The sequence below is a fragment of the Streptomyces sp. SID3212 genome (assembly GCF_009865405.1).
In the GTDB taxonomy this organism is placed as follows: domain Bacteria; phylum Actinomycetota; class Actinomycetes; order Streptomycetales; family Streptomycetaceae; genus Streptomyces.
Genome location: NZ_WWJY01001253.1, coordinates 1 through 2,458, shown reverse-complemented (window position 1 = coordinate 2,458; position 2,458 = coordinate 1). Strand labels below are relative to the sequence as shown.

The window sequence follows — 2,458 nt, the reverse complement described above, 5'->3', positions numbered from 1 at the left end:
CATCCTGGCCGTCGAGCGGGGCGTTGGCCACGGCCGCCGCGACCAGTTGGCTGCCCTCGTCCTGGACGCCTGCCCGGCCGTCCCGTACCGCGTCCAGCGCTCCGGGCTCGCCGCCCTCGGCCAGCCGTACCGCGTAGGGCGACCAGCGGCCCGGCAGCGCGGAGTCCTCACCGACCGCTTCGAGCAGTTCGGCGGTGGTGGAGCGGCCGGGGCGGGCGACGAGCGTCACCTCGGGGCGTTCGTTGTCCGCTTCGAGCAGATCCTCGATGCCGGCACGGCCGCCGCCCAGCGCGTCCCACAGCGCGGAGACCACCCAGCGGGGGTGGGAGTGGACCACCGCGAGATGGTCCTCGGGGTCCTGGTCGTACGACGGGGCGACCTGCTGGAGCCAGGAGTCCAGGTCGTGCTGCGAGATCTTCCGCAGGACGGCGTTCACGAACCGCGCGCGTCCGTCGCCGAGCACCACCCGGGCCAGCTCGACACTGGCGGAGACGGCGGCGTGCGTGGGGATGCGGGTGCCCAGGAGCTGGTGGGCGCCGAGGGCCAGCACGTCCAGGACCGGCGGGTCGACCTCGCGCAGCGGCCGGTCGATGCACGCGGAGATGATCGCGTCGTACGTGCCCTGGCGGCGCAGCGTCCCGTACACCAGCTCGGTGGCGAGGGCCGCGTCGCGGGTCTCGAACTCCTTGTTCTCTCTCGCCTTCTTGAGAAGGGGCGGCAGAACGAGGTTCGCGTAGGCGTCCCGTTCGTCCACCGCCCGCAGCGCCTCGAAGGCGAGCATCCGCACGGGATCCTTCTTGGGGCGGCGGTACGGGGTGGCGGGACGGCGACGGGCCTGCTCGTTCAAAGGTGCTCCGCGGTGAGGAAGAGTCGATCCCTCTCAGCCTACGTCGGCGGCGCCCAGCCGTTCGCCCGGGGCGATCCGTACCCCGCGGGCCCAGTCGGCGGCGCGCATCGGCTTCTTGCCCTGCGGCTGGACCCAGAGCAGCTCGACGTCGTGCGAACCGGTCCCCGCGTGCACGCTGTTCTTGCCCACGGCCAGCTCGCCGGGGGCCAGTTCCGTACGGCCGGGGAACAGCCCCAGCTGGATCAGCTTGAGCCGCTCGCCGCGGAACACCGTCCAGGCGCCGGGGGCGGGGGTGCAGGCGCGGACGACCCGGTCGACGCGCAGCGCGGGCGCCCCCCAGTCGACACGCGCGTCCTCGACGGTCAGCTTCGGGGCGAGCGTGATGCCCTCGGCGGGCTGCGGGCGGGGCTTGAGGGTGCCGTCCTCGATGCCGTCCATGGTCGCGGCGAGCAGTCCCGAACCGGCGAAGGCGAGGCGGGTCAGCAGGTCGCCGCTGGTGTCGGTGGGCCGTACCGCCTCGGTGATCACCCCGTAGACCGGACCCGAGTCCAGCCCCTCCTCGATCTGGAAGGTGGCCGCGCCGGTCATCTCGTCACCGGCCATGACGGCGTGCTGAACGGGTGCGGCGCCGCGCCAGGCGGGCAGCAGCGAGAAGTGGAGGTTCACCCAGCCGTGGGCGGGGATGTCGAGGGCGACGCGGGGCAGCAGCGCGCCGTAGGCGACCACCGGGCAGCAGTCGGGGGCGATCTCCCGGAGCCGGGCGAGGAAGTCCTCGTCGCGGGGTCTCGCGGGCTTGAGCACCTCGATGCCGGCCTCCTCCGCGCGCTCGGCGACCGGGCTGGCGACCAGCCTGCGCCCGCGTCCCGCCGGGGCGTCGGGCCGGGTCACGACGGCGGCGACCTCGTGCCTGCCCGAGGCGAGGAGTGCGTCCAGGGCGGGTACGGCGACCTCGGGGGTGCCGGCGAAGACGAGCTTCATCGGTGGCTGACTGCCTCTCGGACGGGTGCGGTGGGCCGCTCGCGCGGTGACCAGCCGGTACGGGGCGCGGGCGACGCACCAGTCTATGCGGCGGCGGGGGTGGGGGCCTGAGGGGGCGTACGTCGTGGCGCGCGCCCCGCGCATATGCGGATACGCCCCCGCAGCGTGACCACAACGGCGGGTTACGCGTTGTCAAGGGAGATTGACCTACACGGGCCGCACCGGTGCGGCCCGGATCCTTTTCAACGCCGGTTCGAGAGGCTTGTTCATGGCCGACCACACCACCCACGACGCACAAGCCCGGGCAAGTCTGCACCTCCTGGTGCGGGACATCGAGCGGGTCAGGCGTCAGGTGGACGCGCTGCGCACCCTCACCGCCCAGCTGGGGAACGTCTACCGCCCGCGCCGCTCCGGCCCGTCGACGGGTTTCGTCGTCTACGGCAGAGCCCCCGCGCCGACCGTCCGCCTCGCGCAGGAGCTGCGCGACAGTGTCGAGACCCTGGTGACGGCGGCCGTGGACTTCGACCGCTCGCTGGGTTTCTCCTGGGACGCGGTGGGGTCGGCGCTGGGGGTCACCAAGCAGGCGGTGCACCGCCGTTACGGCGCGCGGCGGGCGACGCCGCAGCCGGGCGC

General features: G+C 73.8%; 3 protein-coding genes. 1 reads left to right on the top strand and 2 read right to left on the bottom strand.

Annotation, left to right across the window (positions count from 1 at the left end):
- The coding region (locus GT042_RS37710; RefSeq protein WP_272925818.1) for a transcription antitermination factor NusB at positions 1–847 on the bottom strand (847 nt) is incomplete at its 3' end.
- A gap of 33 nt (positions 848–880) precedes the next feature.
- Positions 881–1,825 (bottom strand): methionyl-tRNA formyltransferase, encoded by a 945-nt coding sequence (gene fmt, locus GT042_RS37705; protein WP_161313173.1) that lies wholly within the window; start codon positions 1,823–1,825, stop codon positions 881–883.
- 268 nt (positions 1,826–2,093) lie between these two features.
- On the opposite strand from fmt, the gene GT042_RS37700 reads away from it, so the two are divergent.
- Positions 2,094–2,458: hypothetical protein (locus GT042_RS37700; RefSeq protein WP_161313172.1), on the top strand; the 365-nt coding region annotated here is incomplete at its 3' end.

What these genes read in the sequence shown, in the direction of transcription:
- fmt (WP_161313173.1), bottom strand. Translation starts at nt 1,825, where the DNA reads ATGAAGCTCGTCTTCGCCGGCACCCCCGAGGTCGCCGTACCCGCCCTG.